Source organism: Nocardia sp. NPDC056541 (assembly GCF_042794235.1).
In the GTDB taxonomy this organism is placed as follows: Bacteria; Actinomycetota; Actinomycetes; order Mycobacteriales; family Mycobacteriaceae; genus Nocardia.
The window spans coordinates 160470-180253 of sequence record NZ_JBHTUD010000015.1; the positions used below are offsets into that span (position 1 = coordinate 160470).

At 66.5% G+C, this 19784-nt stretch carries 23 protein-coding genes; 10 read left to right on the forward strand and 13 right to left on the reverse strand.

Going from position 1 to position 19784, the window contains the following annotated elements:
• Window positions 1-92 precede the first annotated feature (92 nt).
• From ACFQ9R_RS25380 to ACFQ9R_RS25390, 3 genes are all read left to right on the forward strand, one after another.
• On the forward strand, window positions 93-800 hold the full coding sequence (locus ACFQ9R_RS25380; RefSeq protein ID WP_378993675.1) for a siderophore-interacting protein: 708 nt from the start codon (window positions 93-95) through the stop codon (window positions 798-800).
• 100 nt (window positions 801-900) lie between these two features.
• Entirely contained in the window at window positions 901-1320 is a 420-nt protein-coding gene (locus tag ACFQ9R_RS25385) for a TIGR03667 family PPOX class F420-dependent oxidoreductase (RefSeq protein WP_378993677.1), read from the forward strand.
• A 74-nt stretch (window positions 1321-1394) separates the two neighbouring features.
• Window positions 1395-2606 carry a pyridoxal phosphate-dependent aminotransferase gene (locus tag ACFQ9R_RS25390; RefSeq protein WP_378632188.1) on the forward strand — a complete coding sequence of 404 codons (1212 nt, stop codon included), beginning with the start codon at window positions 1395-1397 and terminating at the stop codon, window positions 2604-2606.
• 78 nt (window positions 2607-2684) lie between these two features.
• On the opposite strand, the gene ACFQ9R_RS25395 is transcribed toward ACFQ9R_RS25390, so the two are convergent.
• A complete protein-coding gene (locus ACFQ9R_RS25395; protein WP_378993679.1) occupies window positions 2685-4421 on the reverse strand; it encodes an ABC transporter ATP-binding protein in 1737 nt (578 codons plus the stop codon).
• Window positions 4418-6250, reverse strand: coding sequence for an ABC transporter ATP-binding protein (locus tag ACFQ9R_RS25400; RefSeq protein WP_378993681.1), 1833 nt, complete (start codon window positions 6248-6250; stop codon window positions 4418-4420). The genes ACFQ9R_RS25395 and ACFQ9R_RS25400 overlap by 4 nt, the downstream gene beginning before the upstream one ends.
• A gap of 408 nt (window positions 6251-6658) precedes the next feature.
• Between ACFQ9R_RS25400 and ACFQ9R_RS25405 the strand changes: the two genes are divergently transcribed.
• From ACFQ9R_RS25405 to ACFQ9R_RS25425, 5 genes are all read left to right on the forward strand, one after another.
• Complete coding sequence (locus tag ACFQ9R_RS25405; protein ID WP_378993683.1) at window positions 6659-7234, forward strand: putative glycolipid-binding domain-containing protein; 576 nt, start codon at window positions 6659-6661, stop codon at window positions 7232-7234.
• Between the two features lie 70 nt (window positions 7235-7304).
• Window positions 7305-8246: an RluA family pseudouridine synthase gene (locus ACFQ9R_RS25410; RefSeq protein WP_378993685.1), complete on the forward strand. Its 942-nt coding sequence runs from the start codon at window positions 7305-7307 to the stop codon at window positions 8244-8246.
• A 126-nt stretch (window positions 8247-8372) separates the two neighbouring features.
• Entirely contained in the window at window positions 8373-9107 is a 735-nt protein-coding gene (locus ACFQ9R_RS25415; RefSeq protein ID WP_378993687.1) for a type II CAAX prenyl endopeptidase Rce1 family protein, read from the forward strand.
• 204 nt (window positions 9108-9311) lie between these two features.
• The gene (locus tag ACFQ9R_RS25420) at window positions 9312-10148 is read left to right on the forward strand and encodes an SDR family oxidoreductase (RefSeq protein ID WP_378993721.1); all 837 of its coding nucleotides are present in this window, start codon (window positions 9312-9314) and stop codon (window positions 10146-10148) included.
• Window positions 10149-10283: 135 nt separating this feature from the next.
• Window positions 10284-12407: a hypothetical protein gene (locus ACFQ9R_RS25425; RefSeq protein WP_378993689.1), complete on the forward strand. Its 2124-nt coding sequence runs from the start codon at window positions 10284-10286 to the stop codon at window positions 12405-12407.
• Window positions 12408-12553: 146 nt separating this feature from the next.
• Here ACFQ9R_RS25425 and rpsQ read toward each other — a convergent pair whose 3' ends face one another.
• From rpsQ to rpsJ, 11 genes are read right to left on the reverse strand one after another with little or no spacing between them, the layout of a single operon-like run.
• Window positions 12554-12823, reverse strand: coding sequence for a 30S ribosomal protein S17 (rpsQ, locus tag ACFQ9R_RS25430; RefSeq protein WP_056818470.1), 270 nt, complete (start codon window positions 12821-12823; stop codon window positions 12554-12556).
• Complete coding sequence (gene rpmC / locus ACFQ9R_RS25435) at window positions 12820-13059, reverse strand: 50S ribosomal protein L29 (RefSeq protein ID WP_056818473.1); 240 nt, start codon at window positions 13057-13059, stop codon at window positions 12820-12822. The genes rpsQ and rpmC overlap by 4 nt, the downstream gene beginning before the upstream one ends.
• Window positions 13059-13475, reverse strand: coding sequence for a 50S ribosomal protein L16 (gene rplP, locus ACFQ9R_RS25440; RefSeq protein ID WP_266296839.1), 417 nt, complete (start codon window positions 13473-13475; stop codon window positions 13059-13061). The genes rpmC and rplP overlap by 1 nt, the downstream gene beginning before the upstream one ends.
• Window positions 13476-13478: 3 nt before the next feature.
• A complete protein-coding gene (rpsC, locus tag ACFQ9R_RS25445) occupies window positions 13479-14273 on the reverse strand; it encodes a 30S ribosomal protein S3 (protein WP_266296840.1) in 795 nt (264 codons plus the stop codon).
• Window positions 14274-14675: a 50S ribosomal protein L22 gene (rplV, locus tag ACFQ9R_RS25450; RefSeq protein WP_067448312.1), complete on the reverse strand. Its 402-nt coding sequence runs from the start codon at window positions 14673-14675 to the stop codon at window positions 14274-14276. It abuts the gene before it with no gap.
• A complete protein-coding gene (rpsS, locus tag ACFQ9R_RS25455) occupies window positions 14672-14953 on the reverse strand; it encodes a 30S ribosomal protein S19 (protein WP_056818481.1) in 282 nt (93 codons plus the stop codon). Before rpsS ends, rplV begins: the two co-directional genes overlap by 4 nt.
• 14 nt (window positions 14954-14967) lie before the next feature.
• Window positions 14968-15804 carry a 50S ribosomal protein L2 gene (gene rplB / locus ACFQ9R_RS25460; protein ID WP_056818484.1) on the reverse strand — a complete coding sequence of 279 codons (837 nt, stop codon included), beginning with the start codon at window positions 15802-15804 and terminating at the stop codon, window positions 14968-14970.
• Between the two features lie 32 nt (window positions 15805-15836).
• Entirely contained in the window at window positions 15837-16142 is a 306-nt protein-coding gene (rplW, locus tag ACFQ9R_RS25465) for a 50S ribosomal protein L23 (protein WP_067448314.1), read from the reverse strand.
• The gene (rplD, locus tag ACFQ9R_RS25470; RefSeq protein WP_378993692.1) at window positions 16139-16813 is read right to left on the reverse strand and encodes a 50S ribosomal protein L4; all 675 of its coding nucleotides are present in this window, start codon (window positions 16811-16813) and stop codon (window positions 16139-16141) included. Before rplD ends, rplW begins: the two co-directional genes overlap by 4 nt.
• Window positions 16810-17475, reverse strand: a complete 666-nt coding sequence (gene rplC / locus ACFQ9R_RS25475; protein ID WP_071926407.1) for a 50S ribosomal protein L3 — start codon at window positions 17473-17475, stop codon at window positions 16810-16812. The genes rplD and rplC overlap by 4 nt, the downstream gene beginning before the upstream one ends.
• A gap of 14 nt (window positions 17476-17489) precedes the next feature.
• The gene (rpsJ, locus tag ACFQ9R_RS25480) at window positions 17490-17795 is read right to left on the reverse strand and encodes a 30S ribosomal protein S10 (protein WP_040804197.1); all 306 of its coding nucleotides are present in this window, start codon (window positions 17793-17795) and stop codon (window positions 17490-17492) included.
• A gap of 559 nt (window positions 17796-18354) precedes the next feature.
• Between rpsJ and ACFQ9R_RS25485 the strand changes: the two genes are divergently transcribed.
• Window positions 18355-18831, forward strand: a complete 477-nt coding sequence (locus tag ACFQ9R_RS25485) for a hotdog fold domain-containing protein (RefSeq protein WP_378993695.1) — start codon at window positions 18355-18357, stop codon at window positions 18829-18831.
• A gap of 65 nt (window positions 18832-18896) precedes the next feature.
• The gene (locus ACFQ9R_RS25490) at window positions 18897-19775 is read left to right on the forward strand and encodes an ABC transporter ATP-binding protein (RefSeq protein WP_378993697.1); all 879 of its coding nucleotides are present in this window, start codon (window positions 18897-18899) and stop codon (window positions 19773-19775) included.
• Window positions 19776-19784: the final 9 nt, after the last annotated feature.

Genomic DNA, 19784 nt, shown 5'->3' on the forward strand with positions numbered 1-19784 from the left:
ACTCTCTCACGCACCAGCCCATATTTGCATAGGCTTACCTTATTTAACCACCGGAGCAGACAAACAAGTGTCGTTAGGCTAACCTAACGAACATGGGTAAGGGATTGAACGGTCTGATAACCAAGGCCTGGGGCGGCGCCGACTACCGGCTGACAGTGACCTCCAACGAGGAGATCACCGACAAGTTCATCCGCATCGGCTTCACCGCGGGCGGCCTGCTCGCCGACCACCCGGTGCACCCCACCCAGTGGATCCGCCTGTGGATCCCCGACGCGACCAGCGACAAGCTGCACCACCGCGGCTACACGCTGGTCGACCAGAACCCCGACGAAGACACGATGAGCATAGATTTCGCTCTGCACAACGGTCCGGCGGCCGACTGGGCCCGCCGCGCGAAGCCGGGCGACCTGCTCGACGCCACCGTGCTCGGCTCGGACTTCCAGCTCCCGGAGCAGACCCCGAGCGAGTACGTCATCTTCGGCGACACCGCCTCGCTGCCCGCCATCAACTCGCTGCTCGACGCCATCGGCGACACCCCCGCGCGAGTCTGGCTGGAATGGCAGTCCGAGTCCGACAAGACCATCCCGGTCAACAACAAGCCCCACCACACCCTCACCTGGCTCCAGCGCGTCGACGACGGCCGCCTGCTGCGCGAGGCCGCGCAGGAAATCACCTGCGTCCCTGGCACTTACGGCTGGGTCACCTGCGACGGCCACACCACCCGCTCGATCGTGAAGTCCCTCAAGACCCAGCACGCCCTGCCCAAGACCTCGATCAAGGCGCAGGCCTACTGGAAGTAAGCGAACCGGTTCCGCGACAGCCCGCGAGGCGGGTGGCGGGCCGACGGGATTTCGGCGAGGGTGGGGGTGGAAGTTGTCCCCTGCCTGCGAGGAGAGCACCGTGTCCATTCTCGATGCCGCTACCCCCTTCGGCGAAGAGGTCGGCAAGCGACTGGCCGAGGAACACGTGATCTGGTTGACCACCATCGGCGCGGACACCACCCCGCAGCCGAACCCGGTGTGGTTTCACTGGGAGAACGACGAGTTCCTCATCTTCACCATGCCCGAGGCCAAGAAACTGCGGCACCTCGCGCACAATCCGCGGGTCGCGCTCAACTTCAACGCCACCGAGAGCGGTGGCGAGGTCGCCGTCTTCACCGGCACGGCACGCGTGAACGAAGCGCCCACCGAAGACGAGATCGCCCACTACGCAAGGAAATACACCAGGGGCTTCGTCGACATCAAGATGACCCAATCGGAATTCTTCGAGGCCTACTCGGTGCCGATCCGTGTCGCCCCGGACCGCCTGCGCGGCTTCTGAACTGCCGCGGTGTGTGCGCCGGAACCCGGCGAGTACTGTGGCGAGCTCCGTCCGTATCACGGTGGGGAGCCGACATGCAGTTCAAACAGTCGAGCAAGCTCGCGAATGTTTCCTATGAGATCCGCGGCCCGATAGCCGAGCACGCCGCTCGACTCGAGGTCGAGGGACACCGGGTGATCAAGCTCAATACCGGTAACCCGATGCAGTTCGGCTTCGACGCACCATCGGAGCTGCTGCGCGACATCATCGCCAACCTGCCGTCGTCGGCGGGCTACGCGACCTCCAAGGGGTTGCTGCCCGCCCGGCGCGCGGTGGTGCAGTACTACGAGGGCCGCGGTGTCGACGATCTCGATATCGAGAACGTCTTCCTCGGCAACGGCGCGTCCGAACTCATCATGATGGCGATGACCGCGCTCATCGAGAACGGCGACGAAGTCCTCGTCCCCGCACCCGATTTCCCGCTGTGGACCGCCGCCGTGCATCTCAACGGCGGCAAGGCGGTGCACTACCTGTGCGACGAGAGCGCCGACTGGTATCCCGACATCGCCGACATCGCCGCCAAGATCACCGACCGCACGCGCGCCATCGTGATCATCAACCCGAACAATCCGACGGGCGCGGTGTATCCGACCGAGGTGCTCGAGCAGATGCTCGAACTCGCCCGCCAGCACAATCTGATCGTCTGCTCCGACGAGATCTACGACAAGATCCTCTACGACGACGTCGCCCACACCGTCACCGCCTCGCTCGCGCCCGACCTGCTGTGTCTGACGTTCAACGGCTTGTCCAAGGCGTACCGGCTCGCCGGTTTCCGGTCCGGCTGGCTCACCGTCTCCGGCCCGACCCGCCATGCCGAGAGCTACCTCGAGGGCCTGACGATGCTGTCGGGACTGCGGCTGTGCGCGAATGTTCCCGCACAGCAGGCTGTGCAGGCGGCGCTGGGCGGGCACCAGAGCATCCACGAACTCACCCTGCCCGGTGGTCGACTACTCGAACAGCGTGATCGGGCGTGGACCGCCCTCAACGCGATTCCGGGCGTGTCCTGTGTGAAGCCGAAGGGCGCGCTCTACGCCTTCCCCAAGCTCGACCGCGCGACCTACCGGATCGACAACGACGAGAAGTTCGTGCTGGACCTGTTGCTGGCCACCAAGATTCACGTCGTGCAGGGCACCGGCTTCAACTGGCCCTCCCCCGACCACTTCCGCATCGTCACCCTGCCGCAAGCCGATGAGCTCGACCAGATCATCGGCAGGATCGGCGAATTCCTCTCCACCTACCACCAGTAACACAAGCGGCTGGGCCGCACTTCTCGGCCCTGTTCCCCAAGCCTCGGCGGTGTCGCGACACCGCCGAGGCCCTGGCGTTTACGCGGAGACCGGTTCCAGACGCCAGCCGGTTGCCCGCTCGCGCTCGTTCCAGAACGCGGCGTAGCGACCGTTCAGCGCGAGCAGCTCCGCGTGCGTACCGCGTTCGGCGATCCGGCCCTTGTCCAGGAAGAGGATCTGGTCGGCATGGGCGATCGTCGAGAGTCGGTGCGCCACGACGAGAACCGTCTTGTCCCTGGTGAGTTCGTGGATGCCACGAACCACCACGGCCTCGCTGTGCGGGTCCAGCGCACTGGTCGCCTCGTCGAGCAGGACGATCGGGGCGTCCTTGAGCAGGGCGCGAGCGATCGAAACCCGTTGACGCTCACCGCCCGACAGCGAGGTGCCGCCTTCGCCGACGGTGGTGTCGAAACCGTCCGGGAGGCGATCGACGATCTCGTCGACCCTGGCCGCCACCGCCGCGCGGTGCAGTTCGTCGTCGGTGGCGTCGGGCTTGCCGATGCGGATGTTGTCGGCGACCGAGCGGTTGAACAGGTAGACGTTCTGGAAGACCAGCGAGAGCTGGTCGAGCAGGGTGTCCGAAGGTTGCCTGCGCACATCGTGTTCGCTCACCGAGACCGCGCCGGAATCGACATCGTAGAAGCGGGCGGCCAAGCGCAGCAGGGTGGTCTTGCCGGAACCACTGGGTCCGACGATGGCGGTGGTGGTGCCGGCGGGGACGGTGAAGGTCAGGTCCGACAGGACCGGTTCGCCGGGGCGGTAGCCGAAGCTCACCTCGTCGAAGACCACCGCGGGCGCACCGGGGGTGACCGGTTCGGTCGCGGCGGGCAGGGGTGATTCGGCGAGCAGGTCGGTGATGCGGTCGGCGGCCGCGGCGGCCGAGCGCAGGGCCGTACCCAGCTGGGCGGCCTGGTTCACCGGTTCGATGAAGCGCGCGCTCACCGCGATCAGCGCGATGGCCGCGGCGGCCGAGATCGCGCCATCGGTCACCTGGACGACCGCGATATACGCGAGCACCAGGAACACGGCCTGCACGAACAGCGCGAACACGGTCAGCCCCGGCACGGTCGCGACCATCATCTTCAGCACGGCCGAACGTTGCCGCACCAGTGCCGAATCCAGCTTCTTGTTCCCCGCGCCGACCGCACCGAACGCGCGCAGCACCGGCTGGGCCTGCGCGAACTCCACCACCCGCGAGTCGGCCTCGGCCGCGGCGGCGTGCAGCCGGGCGTCGGCGCCGGTGTAGGCGCGATTGGCGAGATTGTTCACCAGGTAGAGCACCGGCGCGGCGAGCAACATCGCCACGCCCACGCGCCAGTCGATGAACAGCATCCCGATCGCGACCACCAGCGGCACGATGACGCCGGTGAGCACCTTGGTGAGCAGATAGGCGATCAGGCCCTGCATTTCGCGCACCTGCTCGACCATCACCCGCGAGAGTGGGCCCGCGTCACGATCTTCGAACCAGCCCAGCGGCAACGCGTTGAGCTGATCGCCGAGCCGGGTCTGCAGACCGCGCTGCATGCCGAGGCCGATCCGCAGACCGATCACGGCCTGCAGGTAACCGAAGACGACCACACCGGCCACGGCGACGGCCATGCCGAGCGCCCACAGCCACGCGCCGCTCAGATCGTCACCGAACAGTGCTTCCAGCACCGGAACCAGCAGCAGATACGCGATGGCCTGGCACAGCGCCTGCACCACGATCACGCCGAGCAGCCGCGAGATCAGGGGGGCGAACTCGTCGGGGACGAGCCGGAAAACCTTGCGAATCATCGTGTTTCCTCCACCAGGGCGAGCGCGCCGAGGGCAGCTTCGTTGATCTCCCACAGCCGCTGATACAGGCCACCGGCAGCTCGCAGTTCGGCATGCGTGCCCTGTTCGACCAGGGTTCCGTTGTCCAGCACCAGGATTCGATCGACTCCGGTGATGGTGTGCAGGCGGTGCGCGATGACCAGCACCGTGCGCCCGGCGACCAGGGCCGCCAGTGCGTCCTGGACCGCGGCCTCGGATTCGGGATCGGCGAACGCGGTCGCCTCGTCGAGGACGAGGACCGGGGTGTCGGCCAGCAGTGCGCGGGCGATCGACAGCCGCTGCGCCTCGCCGCCCGACAGCGTGGCGTCGACGCCGATCTCGGAGTCGTAGCCGCGGGGCAGCGCCAGGATCCGGTCGTGGATCTGAGCGGCCCTGGTGGCGCGTTCGATGGCCTCGGTGTCCGCGCCGGGGCGGGCCAGCAGGAGGTTCTCGCGAATGGTGCCGCGGATCAGGCGCACGTCCTGGAACACGAATCCGACCGTGCGATAGAGCTCTTCGCTGGTGAATTCGCGAATATCGCGGCCGTCGATGGTGATTCGCCCCGCACCCACGTCGTAGAAGCGCGGCAGCAGCTTCGCCAGGGTCGACTTACCGGAACCGCTCGGGCCGACCAGGGCGGTGATGGTGCCGGGGGTCAGTTCGAGGTCGATGCCACGCAGCACGTCGTGGCCGGTGCGGTAGGCGAACTCGACGCCTTCGAAACCCACGATGCCGGTCTGCGCGCCCGCGGGCGTTTCGGCGATCTCCAGTTCCGGGGTCTGCAGGAGTTCGTGCAGGCGCAGGGCCGCGGCGCCACCGGCGCGCAGGGCCTGCGAACCGTAGCCGAGGCCGAGCAGAGAACTGCCGATACCCAACCCGACCAGCAGGAACGGCAGCAGATCGAGCGGGTCCACCCAGCCGAGTCCCACACCGGCGAGACCACCGAGGACCACCACCAGCATGACGAACACGGGCATCACCACGATGTCGGAGGCCGCCTGCACGCGAATGATCGGCGTCTTCATCCGATGCGCTGCCTGGACCTGACCTTCGACGGCGTCCTGGAACTCCCTGTGCGCCTTGCCCGCCTGACCGAACGCCCGGACCACCTGGATACCGTCGACGAACTCGACCGTGGCGGCAGACAGGCGGCGCTCCCACCGGGTGTACACCGCGAGGCGATCACGGCCGTCGCGGTCCATGATCTTGCTGAACAGGATCATGTAGGCGATCAGCGGAATCATCAGTACCAGCGTGAGTCGCCAGTCGACGGTGAACAGGTAGCCGAGGGTGACCAGCGGGACCACCAGCGCGCCGATGAAATCGAGGCGGGCGTGCGCGACCAGGAAGTGCAGGGCGTCGACATCGTCGCGCAGATAGCCTTTGACCTCACCGGAGCTGCGCTCACCGAACCAGCCGAGCGGCACCCGGGTGAGCTTGGCCGCGAGCAGCCTGCGCAGGGTGAGCTGGTAGCCGGCGTCGACCGCGTGCGACCAGCTCAGTGCCACGACCTGGAGCAACGCCCGCACGACGAGCACGATCACGGCCGCGCCGAACAGCCACCACACCCGATCGGTGTCGACCGGGGAGTTCAGCAGTTCGCGGCAGGCCGCCACGATCAGCAGGAACGGGACCACCGAGCACACCGAGGCGAGCGCGACGATCAGGCTCGCCACCGTCAGCATCCCCGATACCGGTGCCAGAATCTCCTTGCGCGCCAGCGCTTCCCGCTGCTTCTGCGCTTTCGCTGCCGCCTTGGGCAGCCGGTTCCCCGACTCCGCCCCCGGCGGCGGCGCTACCTGCACCGTCATATCGTTCTCGCCTCTCGACCTGTCCGCGGCAACTCCGCCAAAGGTAGGTTAGCCTAAGTTGAGTGCTTGTGGACGATCGGGGAAGGTTGTGTGAACTGCCCGTCAACCCGTCGGCAATTCACTCATTCGGGCGTAATTTCCTCCCTACCTCTTGATCTCGTGTAGCGGTGGGAGAACGAAAATGTTTGTCACGTCAATCATTTCAGCAATCGCCGATTGCCATTCCGACCCTGGAAAGCTGTCGCCCGAACAGGCGCATCGGGCGATGCAGATACATCTCGAATGCAGCGTCGACCTGTGCCGGGTGCGACGGCGTGCGCGTCAAGTCCTCGTCGAAGCGAAACTGATGGTGCTCGATCAGCGGGCAGGTTAGCGATTGAGCGACGGAATTGCGGGAATGCGTTTCCCATGTTCACTCCGCTGCCCTCTTCGGCCGCCTGGTTACACCGGGACGCGCGTACCGGATTCGAGGTCACGTATTTCCGTGACGATGCGCGCGGAGTTCTCGTCGAAGGGTGCGCGACGGCGGTCGAGGACGGGATCACCTGGGTGATCGACTACCGGCTGCGGCTCGACGGGAGCTGGCACACCCGGTCGGCGCAGATCGTCGGACGGTATCCCGAGGGCAGGCGGTCGGTGACCGTGCAGTCCGACGGGCTGGGGCGCTGGCAGGTCGACGGCACGGTCGCGCCCGAGCTTGACGGGTGTCTCGATATCGATCTCGAGGCGTCGGCGTTCACCAATGCCTTGCCGGTGCACCGCCTCGGGCTCGCGGTCGGCGACGGTGCCGACGCGCCCGCCGCCTATGTGCGCGCCGCCGACCTCACCGCGGCCCGATTACCGCAACACTATCGCCGGATCGCCGACGGGGTAGGTCAGCGCTACGACTACCGCGCTCCTGAATTCGACTTCCACGCCACCCTGGACTACGACGAGTCGGGTCTGATCATCGACTACCCCGGGCTGGCCACACGCACCGCGTGATCGACGACGTCGAGCAGGTTCCGAGGGGCCGAGAGCACCCGGCTCCACCGGCTCGACAACACTTCTTCCTATGCGACGTAGGCAGCAGCCGCCGCTGCCGAAACGGCACGGCCTCGATCCCGCCCGACTCCGGCTCCCGGAGGACGGGCAGTGGACGACCGTGCGCGACCACCTCGTCGAGCGGTTGCCGCGGGTGGATCCGGCCAGGATCGACGCGATGCTGGTGGCGGGCGAGATCGTGGATCTGGAAGGCCCGCTGAGACCGGACGCGCCGTTCGTGCCGGGCGGCGCCGTATGGTTCCACCGCGATCTGCCCGTCGAGACCGAGGTGCCGTTCGAGATCGGGATCGTGCACCGCGACGACGACATCCTCGTGATCGACAAGCCGCACTTCCTGGCGACGATCCCGCGCGGTCAGCACATTCTCCAAACGGCGCTGGTGCGGTTGCGCAACGAGCTCGAATTGCCCGACCTGATCCCGGCGCACCGACTGGACCGGGTCACCGCGGGCCTGCTGCTGTTCGTGGTGAATCCGGCCCGGCGCGGCGCCTATCAGACGATGTTCCACCGCAAGACCGTGCGCAAGGAGTACGAGGCCATCGCGCCCGACGATCCCGCCCTCGCGCTGCCGCGGACCGTGCGCAGCCGGATCATCAAGGAGAAGCAGGTGCTCGCCGCTTTCGAGGTGGACGGCGAGCCCAATGCCGAGACCGAGGTCGAACTGGTCGAACACCGCGACGGGCTCGGGCGCTACCGCCTTCGCCCGCACACCGGGCGAACCCATCAGCTGCGCCTGCATATGAACGGGCTCGGCGTGCCGATTCTCGGCGACGATTTCTACCCCGTGATCACCGATAAGTCGGTCGACGATTACACGCGGCCGTTGCAATTGCTGGCAGCCTCGCTCGAATTCACGGATCCGATCAGCGGGGCCCCGCGACGGTTCGAGACGCGGCGCGAGTTGCAGGCCTGGACAGATATGGCCGGATGGTCCGGGTCGGCTGTCGAGTAGCTCACAGCACCGCGCCGACTGTCGATCTTGGTGGGCTCATTCCGGGCCGCTCAACGCGGGGGTAGCGGGTTTTCACGCATTCACCGGACCGTTTTCGTTTCGTGATATTTCCGTACACTCGGTCGGGTGCCCGTACCCGCCGTTGCCGATTCCCCGCCGAAGCTCCATGCCTACATCGATATCGCGGTGGTCGTCGTCGTGCTGGCAGGCACCAATCTGATCGCTCACTTCACGACCGCGTGGGCCAATATCGTCACCGTTCCCGTCGCGGCGTTCGCGCTCTTGGCGCTGATGCGCAGGCGGGGGCTGGGCTGGGCGGAACTCGGGCTGTCACCCAGGCACTGGAAGCGCGGCACGGTGTACGCGCTCGGTGCCGTCGGGATCGTGCTCACCGCGGTCGCGATCGGCGCTCTCTTGCCGCTCACCAGGCCGTTCTTCCTCGCCGATCGCTACGCCACGATCTCGGGCGCACTGATCGCGTCGATGATCGTGATCCCGCTGCAGACGGTGATCCCCGAAGAACTCGCCTTCCGCGGGGTACTGCACGGCACACTCGACCGGGTCCTCGGTGTCCGCGGGCTCTTCGCCGCCGGCTCGCTGATGTTCGGCCTCTGGCACATCGCGTCTTCGTTCGGCCTCACCTCCGGCAACAAGGGACTGTCCAGCATCGTCGGCGGCGGCGTGCTCGGCCAAATGGCCGGGATAGCACTCGCCGTAGCGGCCACGGCCGCCGCGGGTGTCGTGTTCACCTGGCTGCGCCGCCGCAGCGGTAGCCTTCTCGCACCCATCGCCCTGCACTGGTCGCTCAACGGCGCGGGCGCACTCGCCGCCGCCGTCGTCTGGCACACCGCCCTGCGCTGAAGCCGACCCGAGCTGGGCAGTTGAGCGCCGCGCTGTCAGCCGAGTGTTGTGCATCAGTCGAACGCAGCAGGCGCCTGGTGATCGAGTGTCCAGAAGTCACCGCTGAGGCTATCGCCGCGTTGTGATGGCGTGGAATACTGGCGACAATTTCTGGCATGACAACATGCCAGATGTAGCGGTTTCCACCGAGAGGGCATGTCCGCCATGAAACGTACGCACACCGGCAGGGTCGTCGCGGTGACCGGCGGTGCCGCTGGGATCGGGCTGGAGATCGCGCGGCAGTTCGCAGGCGCGGGGGCTCGGGTGTGTCTCGGTGACCTGTCGGGCAGCGCGGCGCGCGCGGCCGCGGCCGGGCTGCCGGGAACCGTGCACGGGTGCGAACTCGATGTGACCGACGAGCGGTCGTTTCACGACTTCCTCGCCGTCACCGAGGCGATCCTCGGACCGATCGACGTGCTCGTCAACAATGCCGGGGTGATGTGGGTCGGGTCGTTCGACGCCGAACCCGACAGCGCGACCGCGCGCATGCTCGCGGTGAATCTGCACGGAGTGATCCGCGGGGTGCGACTGGCGGCGCCTGCGATGCGGACACGCGGGCGCGGGCACATCGTCACCATCGCGTCGATCGCGTCCAAGGTCTCCCCCGCCGGTGAAGCGACCTACGCCGCGACCAAACACGGAGTGCTCGGGTATCTGACAGCGGTTCGCGAGGAATTGCGCGGGAGCGGCGTGCGGTTGACGGCGATCATGCCCGGGGTGGTCGAAACCGAATTGGCGGTCGGAACCGATACCGGCGCAGCACAATTGCTTCAGCCCAGCGATGTCGCCACGGCAGTGCTCGAGGTTGTCGCACGGCCGCGATTCGAGGTGACATTGCCCGCACATCTCGGGCCGCTACTCGGCCTGTCCGGTGCGCTGCCACAGTGGTTGCGCGACTTCGTCTTGCGGCGAACGGTACCGAATCAGGTTGCGGCGGTGGCCGGATCGTCGAGCCGCGCGTCGTATGAGAAACGGCTGCTCGACGGCGACACCGATTCCTGAATTCCGGCGTGTCGCCGCCGGGGATTCGGCGGAATCGACTCGTTGTCGTTGACCGGGGCACGGTCGGCGTTTACGCTCTCTGGCAATCACACATATGTTCGATAGTCCATATGTTCGAGTGGCGGAAGGCGCGACATGTCCGACGATCGGTTGAGCGAGAATGCCGCGATCGCGCCGAACACCGAGATCACGGCGCTCGCCCAGCAGGTCGCCACAGCCCGCGACAAGCTCCCCCTCCAACACGACACGGCCCTCTACGACGCGCTCTCCGACGACGAGATCCGCGCCGAACGGGAACTGGCCGAATGGATTCGCACGCAGCGGCGCACACAGCGTCGGCGCGCCGTGGGCGACGAGCTCGCCGCCGAACAACGCGACCGCCGCACCAGCGCCCTCATCCGCCGCACCGACGAAGCCGACGCGCGCTGGCATCGCAAGGCGCTGGCCGCACGACGACGGGTGTCGAGCGCCGACGCGCGCCTGGCCCAGTTGTACCGGCGGTCGGAATGGTCATCGCGCGCGCTGATCGGGGTCGTCGTTCTCGGCATGGTGTGGGCCGGGGTCAACGTGCAACGCAATCTCGTGCCGAGCGGCGACATGAGCGACCCGCTGTACTGGCTCAGCTACGGCATCGAGGCGATGATCTCGATCCCGATCATCGTCATCATGGTCACCGCGACCACCGCGGCCCGCTGGGGGCGTGAGTTGGACCGCGGCAAAGTAATCGTGTTCGAACTCGCCCTGCTCGGCACCACCATCGCCTTGAACGCGGGCCCCCACCTGGCCGCCGGATCCTTCGGTCGCGCAGCCGAATTCGCCATCGCCCCGGTGATGGTGGGTGTGGTGATCTGGTTGCACGCGTGGGTCTCCGCTCGGTACGCGATGTTGATCGAGAGCGCCTCCGTCGAATTGCCAGGGGACGCCGGGTATTCCGCATCCGAACGGATGGCTTCTCATGCGTTCCCGCAGCAGGCGGCCGACTCCCTCGCCGCCGACAGGCGGGCGCTCGGGCACACTCTGAGGATCGCAGTCGCGCCCGAACTCCGATCACCGCTGATCGACCCGGCTGTCGTCAGCTCGACCGCTCCGCATTCGGCGGCGAAACACGACCTCCGTGCAACCGCGACCCCCACCGACGTCGCGACTGCCGCGACATTCGGCGGGCACGAGGCCGCGGACGTCGCGACCGAGGCGACCGAGGCGACCGAGGATCTCGAGTTCGCCGCCGTGAAAACAGCGTCCGCCGCAGGCACCGACGAATTGATCTCCACCACAACCGGAACGGCTTTCGAGACCGCCGCGGCTTCCGAGCAGGCGAACCCCGCCGACAGCCTCGACCAGCCGATCGTCTCGGAGCCGGTGGTTCGCGATACCTCGGCGCCGAGCGCGGCGCCGCTGGTCGCAGCGGCCGAGGGCATCGCAGCGCCGTCGGCCGAACGCACCTACCCGCACGGCCTGCGCCGCCCGTCCTCCGACAAGCCGAGCGCCCCCGGCACCCTCGAACTCATCCACAAGGCGGCCGCCGACCATCGCCGCAACGGCACCGAGCACGTCGGCCGGACCACTGGGGTCGCCGCGACCTTGCGGCGAATACCGGTGACCGCCGCCGCGCACTCCCCTGCGGGCGAAGCGACCGGTACCGACCCGGTTCCCGAGGCGACGATGCACGCCGGCACCGTCGCCCGTGACCCTGATGGCGACACTCCACCGATCACCGATCCGGTAACGGTGCACAACGATCCCCAGCCCCCCGCCGCGGAGCCGGAGCAACTGACCCTCACCGCCGAACCCGGCGAGCAACTGGCCTTGCAGCCGGCGCCCGCACCACACACCGAGCCCACCCCAGAGCCGGCCGAATCCGCCGCCCCAGTCCCCGAGCGGACAGACACCACCGCCTCGACCTCAGCGCCGACGGCAGCCGTCTCGCACCCGACAACAATCCCCGCTGCCGATCTCGACGAGCCCGCGGTACCGGACCCGGTCGACCTGGACGTCCCCGACGAAGACGACGACGATCTCCCTGCCCCCGACGACTTCGACTTCGACGAAGACACCGAGGTCCGCGCCCTGGCCCGCCGCATCGCCCACCGCAGCCCCCTGCGCCTGACCCTCGACCAGATCGAAGAGATCCTCGAACTCACCGACCAATCCTGGTCGGCCCGCAGCATCGGCAGCGAAGTCGGCGTCCCCAGCAGCACGGTCACCAACATCGTCGAATTCGCCCACAAGATCCGCCAGCCCTACGCCTTCACCGGCTGACCCGGCCCATACCGCAAAGGCCCGCCCCCACACCGGGAGCGGGCCTTTGTCATGTGACGGCATCGGGTCGTCGAACGACGAAGGCCCGCTTCCCAAAAGGGAAACGGGCCTTCGTACAAACGATCTCGATGGATCGAGGAGGGACCTTACTTGGCCTTCTCCAGGACCTCGACCAGACGCCAGCGCTTGGTGGCCGACAGCGGACGGGTCTCCATCAGCTGAACGTGGTCGCCGACGTGGGCGATCTCGTTCTCGTCATGCGCCTTCACCTTGGAGGTGGTGCGAATGATCTTGCCGTAGAGCTTGTGCCGGTGACGGTCTTCCAGCTCGACGACGATCGTCTTGTTCATCTTGTCGGAGACAACGTAGCCGCTGCGTACCTTGCGGCTGTTGCGCTCTTCGGTGTTCTCGCTCATGCCGCATCTCCCTTGCCAGCGGGCGCCGTGGCCAGGCCGAGCTCGCGCTCACGCATGACCGTGTAAATGCGCGCGATCTCGTGGCGGACGACGCGCAGTCGACGGTTGTTGTCGAGCTGACCCGTCGCCATCTGGAAGCGCAGGTTGAACAGCTCTTCCTTCGACTCGCGCAGGCGTGCCACGAGCTCTTCTTCGTTGAGCTCACGGAGCTCTGCGGCCGGTGTTTCGGTAGCCATCAGAACTGCTCCTCCCTGGTCACGATCCTGCATTTCATCGGGAGCTTGTGCATCGCGCGGCGCAGGGCCTCACGAGCGGTCTCCTCGTTGGGGTAAGACATCTCGAACATGACCCGACCGGGCTTCACGTTCGCGACCCACCACTCCGGCGAACCCTTACCGGAACCCATGCGGGTTTCGGCCGGCTTCTTCGTGAGCGGGCGGTCGGGGTAGATGTTGATCCAGATCTTGCCGCCACGCTTGATGTGGCGGGTCATTGCGATACGCGCCGACTCGATCTGACGGTTGGTGACGTAGGCGGGCTCGAGAGCCTGGATGCCGTACTCACCGAAGGCCACCGCGGTGCCGCCCTTGGACATGCCCGAGCGACCGGGGTGGTGCTGCTTGCGGTGCTTGACGCGACGGGGCATCAGCATGCGTCAGCCCTCCTTGTTCTCTGCCGGAGCCTCCGCCACTGCAGTGGCGGCGCGACCGACCTCGGTGCTGGTCGCGGTGGTGCCAGTGGCGCCGGACCGACGAGGGCGGCTCGGACGCTCGCGACGCGGGCGCTCCGGAGCAGCGGCGGCGGCGGTCAGTTCACGACGACCACCGACGATGTCACCCTTGTAGATCCAGACCTTCACACCGATGCGACCGAAGGTGGTCTTGGCCTCGTAGAGGCCGTAGTCGATGTCCGCACGCAGCGTGTGCAGCGGAACACGACCTTCACGGTAGAACTCCGAGCGCGACATTTCGGCGCCACCGAGGCGGCCCGAGCACTGCACACGGATGCCCTTGACGTTCGGCGAACGCATGGCCGACTGAATGGCCTTACGCATCGCACGACGGAACGCCACACGGTTGGACAGCTGCTCGGCCACACCCTGAGCAACCAGCTGCGCATCCGACTCGGGGTTCTTGACCTCGAGGATGTTCAGCTGAACCTGCTTCTTGGTGAGCTTCTCCAGCTCGGCGCGGATGCGGTCGGCTTCCGCGCCACGACGACCGATCACGATGCCGGGACGCGCGGTGTGGATATCCACACGGACGCGATCACGGGTGCGCTCGATCTCGACCTTCGAGATGCCTGCCCGCTCCATGCCAGTGGCGAGGAGCTTGCGGATCTGAACGTCTTCCTTCACGTATTCCGCGTACTGCTTGTCCGCGTACCAACGCGACTTCCAGTCGGTGGTGATACCGAGGCGGAAGCCATGGGGGTTAATTTTCTGTCCCATTTACTTTGCCCCTCCCTTCCGGCGGCTACGAGTGGCAGCGCCGGTGGTGGGCACGCTCTCGACCTCGATGGTGATGTGGCTGGTGCGCTTACGAATCCGGAACGCACGGCCCTGGGCCCGCGGCTGGAAACGCTTCATGGTGGCGCCCTCGTCGACAAAAGCAGTCGAGATGACCAGGGTGGCCGGGTTGAGGCCGAGGTTGTTCTCGGCGTTCGCCGCGGCCGAAGCCACGACCTTGGCCACGGGCTCGCTGGCAGCCTGCGGTGCGAACCGCAGGATCGCCAGCGCGTCCTCGACGCTCTTGCCGCGGACCAGGTCCACGACTCGACGGGCCTTCATCGGGGTGACCCGAACGTGCTTGGCGGTTGCGCGTGCAGTCGGGTTCTGAATGGTTTCAGTCATCGCCGCTTGCTCTTCCGGTCGTCCTTGACGTGGCTCTTGAACGTCCTGGTCGGCGCGAACTCACCGAGCTTGTGGCCGACCATGTTGTCCGAGATGAACACCGGGACATGCTTGCGACCGTCGTGGACGGCGAAAGTGTGCCCGATGAAATCGGGGATGATGGTCGAGCGACGCGACCAGGTCTTGATGACCTGCTTCGTGCCCTTTTCGTTCTGCACGTCCACCTTCGCGAGGAGGTGGTCGTCGACGAACGGGCCCTTCTTGAGGCTGCGTGGCATTTCTTACCTCCTCCTTAGCGCTTCTTGCCGGTCTTACGACGGCGAACGATGAGCTTGTCGCTCGGGCGGTTGGGCTTGCGGGTACGGCCCTCAGGCTGACCCCACGGGGAGACCGGGTGGCGACCACCGGAGGTCTTACCCTCACCACCACCGTGCGGGTGGTCGACCGGGTTCATCACGACACCACGGACGGTAGGACGACGGCCCTTCCAGCGCATACGGCCGGCCTTGCCCCAGTTGATGTTCGACTGCTCGGCGTTGCCGACCTCGCCGACGGTGGCGCGGCAGCGCACGTCGACACGGCGGATTTCACCCGAAGGCATACGAAGGGTCGCGTACGGCCCTTCCTTGCCCAGCAGCTGAATGCTCATTCCGGCGGAACGAGCCATCTTGGCGCCGCCGCCCGGACGCAGCTCCACGTTGTGAATCGTGGTACCGGTCGGGATGTTGCGCAGCGGCAGGTTGTTACCCGGCTTGATGTCGGCCGTGGGGCCGGACTCGATCGGGCTGCCCTGCTTGATGCCCTTCGGCGCGATGATGTAGCGCTTCTCGCCGTCGGCAAAGTGCAGCAGTGCGATGTTGGCGGTGCGGTTGGGGTCGTACTCGATGTGAGCGACCTTGGCCGGGATGCCGTCCTTGTCCAGTCGACGGAAGTCGATCAGACGGTAGGCACGCTTGTGACCGCCACCGCGGTGACGCGTGGTGATGCGACCGTGCGCGTTACGACCACCGGACTTGGTGAGCGGGCGCAGCAGCGACTTCTCCGGCGTCGACCGGGTGATCTCGGCGAAGTCCGAGACGCTGGAGCCACGACGGCCCGGCGTAGTCGGCTTGTATTTACGGATTGCCATGAGTTCTTCTCGCTTTCTGGAGTCCCAGGCGCTTACGCGACCGGTCCTCCGAAGATCTCGATGGGCTTGCTATCGGCCGAGAGGGTCACGAGTGCGCGCTTGGTGTCCTTGCGCTTTCCGTAACCGAATTTGGTCCGCTTGCGCTTGCCCTGACGGTTGGCGGTATTGACGCTGGTGACCTTGACGCCGAAAACCTTCTCAACGGCGATCTTGATCTGCGTCTTGTTCGAATCCGGGTGCACCAGGAAGGTGTAGGTGCCTTCCTCGATCAGCCCATAGGACTTCTCCGAGATGACCGGTGCGAGCAGGATGTCGCGGGGGTCGGCGATGGTGCTCACTTGCTCTCCTCCTGGGCCGCCTCGGCGGGACCGTGAACGAAAGCGTTCAGGGCCTCGACGCTGAACACCACGTCGTCGCTGTTGAGCACGTCGTAGGTGTTGAGCTGATCCGGGGCGATCGGCAGCACGTTCTGCAGGTTCGCCACGCTCTTCCACGCGGCGACGTCCTCGCGGCCGACGACGACCAGGAACTTCTTGCGGCCCGAGAGCTCGGCCAGGAAGTCCTTGGCGGTCTTGGTCGACGGGTTCTGACCCGCGACCAGTTCGGTGATCACGTGGATGCGCTCGTTGCGGGCCCGGTCGGAGAGGGCACCGCGCAGGGCGGCGGCCTTCATCTTCTTGGGGGTCCGCTGGCTGTAGTCACGCGGCTGCGGGCCGTGGACGGTGCCACCGCCGGCGAACTGCGGCGCACGGGTCGAGCCCTGACGGGCGCGGCCGGTGCCCTTCTGGCGGTACGGCTTCTTGCCACCACCGGAGACCTCGCCACGAGTCTTCGTGGAGTGGGTGCCCTGGCGAGCGGCGGCCAGCTGAGCGATGACGACCTGGTGCATCAGCGCGACGTTGGCGGTCACGTCGAAGATCTCCGAGGGGAGCTCGACGGTGCCTTCGGTCTTGCCGCCTGCGGCCTTAACGGTCAGCGTCAGGTTGGCCTTCTTGTCGAGGCTGGTCATGCGTGCGCACCACCCTTCACGGCGCTCTTGACGATCACGACGTTGCCCTTGCGGCCAGGGATAGCACCCTTGACCAGGAGCAGGCCGTTCTCGGCGTCGACCTTGTGAACCGAGAGGTTCTGCGTGGTGACGCGGTCGTTACCCATACGACCCGACATGCGCATGCCCTTGAACACGCGGCCGGGAGTGGCACAGCCACCGATGGAACCCGGGCGACGGTGCACAGCCTGCGCACCGTGCGAGGCGCCCTGGCCCTTGAAGCCGTGACGCTTCATGGTGCCGGCGAAGCCCTTGCCCTTGCTGATTCCGGTCACGTCGACGTAGGTGCCCTCTTCGAAGACATCAGCCGAGAGTTCCTGGCCGATCTCGAAGGTGGAGGCATCCGCGACGCGGATCTCGGTGACGTGGCGACGCGGGGTGACACCGGCCTTGGCGAACTGGCCGGAAGTCGGCTTGTTCACCTTGCGCGGGTCGATGGCGCCGAAAGCGATCTGCACGGCCGAATAGCCGTCGCGCTCCACGGTACGAATCTGGGTGACCACGTTCGGGCCCGCCTTGATGACGGTGACCGGGACGACGCGGTTCTTCTCGTCGAAGACCTGGGTCATGCCGAGCTTGGTGCCCAGGATGCCGGCTGCGGGCCGGTTCTTGTTGTCAGTCATGTCTCGAGTCCCCGTCACTGAATGTTGACGTCGACGCTGGCCGGGAGGTCGATGCGCATGAGCGCGTCCACCGTCTTCGGCGTCGGGTCGAGGATGTCGATGAGGCGTTTGTGCGTGCGCATCTCGAAGTGTTCGCGCGAGTCCTTGTACTTGTGCGGCGAACGGATGACGCAGTAGATGTTCTTCTCGGTCGGCAACGGCACAGGCCCGACCACACGGGCGCCGGTGCGGGTCACCGTTTCCACGATCTTGCGCGCTGACGCGTCGATCGCCTCGTGGTCATAGGCCTTGAGCCTGATGCGGATCTTTTGTCCCGCCACGCTAAGTGTCCTTTTCTCCGCTTTCCTTCGTGGTCACAGGAGCTGAACTCCCGCACCACCCTCAATTTGCACAGCCCGAACACAAGAAAGACGCCTCAGCGTGGTTTCCCACTGAAAGACCCGCAACCAGGGCGCACCAAAAGGCACTACCTAGTCCTCGCCGCTGTTCATCTGTCATGGTTCTCCGGCCCACGCGGTCGGGCGTGTCGCCCTAACGCTTATTCTCCGACCCCGGTCATCTGCTCACCATCGGTCGGAAGTGCGTGGTACCGAACGTATCCACACCGGTGAACCGGCGAGATACAAACTACTGCTCCCCCTGCCCGGACCATCCGCTCCGAGGAGTCGGTCGATCCTGCGCAAGGCAACCCGAACAGTATGCACCATGCCGACGACGTCCTTCAAATCGGGGGTCATGAGGTATCGATCACGCCCACAGGGGGCTTCCACCTCGACCGCACCGCCGGCTGGGCTGTACCGATGAATGGTAGCTGGCTTGTCGCCCCGCCTGACCACCGGAGGGTTACCACAGAACTTACTTTTGAGTAAGATAGTGCTCATGACACAGGAAACCGCGACCTACCGCGGCTGGAAGAAGCTGCCCGACAATCGCATCGGGCACGCGCTGTTCTCGCTCGGCATGGTCGCCCGGGTCCCCTACTTCGGCACCGTGCTCCCCCAGGTGATCCGCCTCGAGCCCGGCGTCTGCGAGGTGACCTCCCCGAAGTGGTTCGGCATCCACAACCACCTCGGCACCTTCCACGCGATCGCGGCCTGCAATCTCGCCGAGGTGGCGATGGGCATGCTCAGCGAGGCCACCGTCCCCACCACCCACCGCTGGATCCCCAAGTCGATGAACGTCCAGTACCTGGCCAAGGCGGAATCCGGGCTGCGTGCCGTGGCGAAGCTCGACGAGATCCCCGACTTCGCCGCGATCACCAAGGGCCAGGAACTGACGGTCCCCGTCTCGATCTACGACAAGGACGGCATCGAGGTCGTGCACGCCGACATCACCACCTGGGTGTCGCCACGCTGATCACGGCCACGTGAACCGCGGCACCGGTACGGTTGTGGGCCAGGCAACAAAGGACGGGGAGTTCGATGTTGGAAGTCGCCCATGTGACGCGGCGGTTCGGGGAGAACGTGGCGGTCGACGACGTGTCGTTCGCCGTCCTGCCCGGTGCGCTGACCGGGTTCGTCGGGGGTAACGGGGCGGGCAAGACCACCACCATGCGAATGATCATGGGCGTCTTGGCCGTTCAGTCCGGCGAGATGCGGTGGGACGGACGGCCGGTGACCGAGCTGGACCGGCGCTCGTTCGGCTATATGCCCGAGGAGCGGGGGCTCTATCCCAAGCAGCCGGTGCTCGACCAGCTCGTGTACCTGGCGCGCCTGCGTGGGCTGCCCGCCGACAAGGCCAAGGCGCGTACCGAAAGCCTGCTGGAGCGGTTCGATCTGGGCACGCGCGGCAAGGACAAACTCGAATCGTTGTCGCTGGGCAATCAGCAGCGCGTCCAGATCGCGGCGGCGGTGATCGCGCAGCCGTCGGCGCTGATCCTGGACGAACCGTTCTCCGGGCTCGACCCCATGGCCGTGGATTCGATGGTGGAGTTACTGCGCGAGTACGCCGATCAGGGCGTGCCGGTGCTGTTCTCCTCACATCAGCTGGATCTGGTGGAGCGGCTGTGCGATCAGCTGGTCGTGCTCGCCGCGGGCCGGGTGGTCGGGCAGGGCTCGGTCGAGGAGCTGCGGTCCACCGGTGGCTCGCGGTATCGGCTGGTGCTCGAAGACGATGCGGGGTGGTTGCGGGGGTATCCGGGGGTTCGGGTGGTCGAGAGTACCGGGCGGGGCGTGTTGTTCGAGGTCGACGGCGGCGGCACCGACGGGGTGCTGAAGGAGGCGCTGTCGCGGGGTTCGGTGCGCGAGTTCGCCGAGGTGCGGCCGACGGTCGCCGAGATCTACCGGGAGGTGACGGCATGAGAGTTCAGC